The sequence below is a fragment of the Chryseobacterium sp. PMSZPI genome (assembly GCF_002835665.1).
In the GTDB taxonomy this organism is placed as follows: domain Bacteria; phylum Bacteroidota; class Bacteroidia; order Flavobacteriales; family Weeksellaceae; genus Chryseobacterium.
In genome coordinates this window covers 1-1,325 of sequence record NZ_PIZV01000072.1, presented here as the reverse complement: position 1 = coordinate 1,325, position 1,325 = coordinate 1, and the positions used below count along the sequence as shown (strand labels likewise).

General features: G+C 30.4%; 2 protein-coding genes. Both read left to right on the top strand.

The annotated features are described in order from the left end of the window. On the top strand, positions 1-446 hold a 446-nt coding region (locus CW752_RS14810), incomplete at its 5' end, for an isopenicillin N synthase family dioxygenase (protein WP_133121698.1). A gap of 164 nt (positions 447-610) precedes the next feature. After that, entirely contained in the window at positions 611-772 is a 162-nt protein-coding gene (locus CW752_RS17145) for a bacteriocin-like protein (protein WP_410493648.1), read from the top strand. Positions 773-1,325 lie beyond the last annotated feature (553 nt).

Here is a 1,325-nt window from a genome sequence, read left to right as displayed (position 1 = left end):
GAAATTCTATTCTAAGACCAATTCACTATCCACCAATCACCGAAGAACCAGATGACGCAGTAAGAGCGGCAGCACATGGGGATATCAACCTTATTACTCTTTTAATGGGAGCACAAGGTAAAGGTCTTCAGGTTCAAAATCATAAAGGAGAGTGGATTGATGCTATTGCAGAGCCTGATGAATTAATGATCAATGTTGGGGATATGCTTTCAAGACACACCAACAACAAATTGAAATCAACGATCCACAGAGTGGTAAACCCTCCAAGAGAATTATGGAGTACTTCAAGATACTCAATTCCATTCTTTATGCACCCTATCAGTGCAATGTCATTAAATGCTCTTGAAAACTGTGTAGACGAAAACAATCCAAAGTTATACGAAGACACAACAGCAGGAGAATTTTTACATGAAAGGTTAATTGAATTGGGTCTGATCAAGAAATAATCAATTGGATAAATAGCATGGCAGTCAATAATTCATAATTATTGACTGTTTTTTTATGTTTATTTAAAATGACAATAAATATTATTTTTTAATAATAATTTCATACTTGATTAAAAATATTTTTATTAATTTTATTTTAATATTAATTTTTTAATTAAAACAATATGAAAAATTTAAAAAAACTAAGAAAAAGCCAATTAAAAAGTATTTCTGGAGGAGCAACCCTCCCACCACCTGAATATTGTGTGTACTACTGTAATGGTACAGTAATTTGTGCAGATTGCAGTAACGATTTTAAATGTCCTGATAATAGCAGTGACATGTAGGATGTAAGATTGAAAATCAAATGTCATAAAACAAGCCGTTTCTTTTTGGAACGGTTTTCTTTTTCTCAGAATACACTTATATTTAAGTCAACTCTTGTATCAAAAAATTAGTTTTATAATAATAACTAAGCAGTTTATTAACTAATAGTCTCATAGGGCTAAAATAAATACCATTTAAACCTCTATTTCTATTTTTTGGTATAAAAGACAAGCTACAATGATTATAAGTCATTTTTGAAGCTAAAATATAAGAGTTCTTATGCACATGGCTTTTTCAAGTGTCGAGATCCTTTCAGGATGACAAAATGTGGTAAAGTTATCAGAAGTAATGATACCGGGAATATATCTATGATAAAATAAAAAGAGAAGAGTATAGAGAGAAGAAAAAAGAATCTACAACAAAAAAGTAAAGACTTGGATAAAAAACCGGCATCCGTAACAGGAACCAAAGTTATATTACTCATTACCGATTACTTATTGCTCATTACTTATTGCCCATTACTCATTACTTATAGTTGTTGGGTATAAAGCAAAAAAAATCCTTTATCATAAT

What these genes read in the sequence shown, in the direction of transcription:
- CW752_RS17145 (WP_410493648.1), top strand. Translation starts at nt 611, where the DNA reads ATGAAAAATTTAAAAAAACTAAGAAAAAGCCAATTAAAAAGTATTTCT.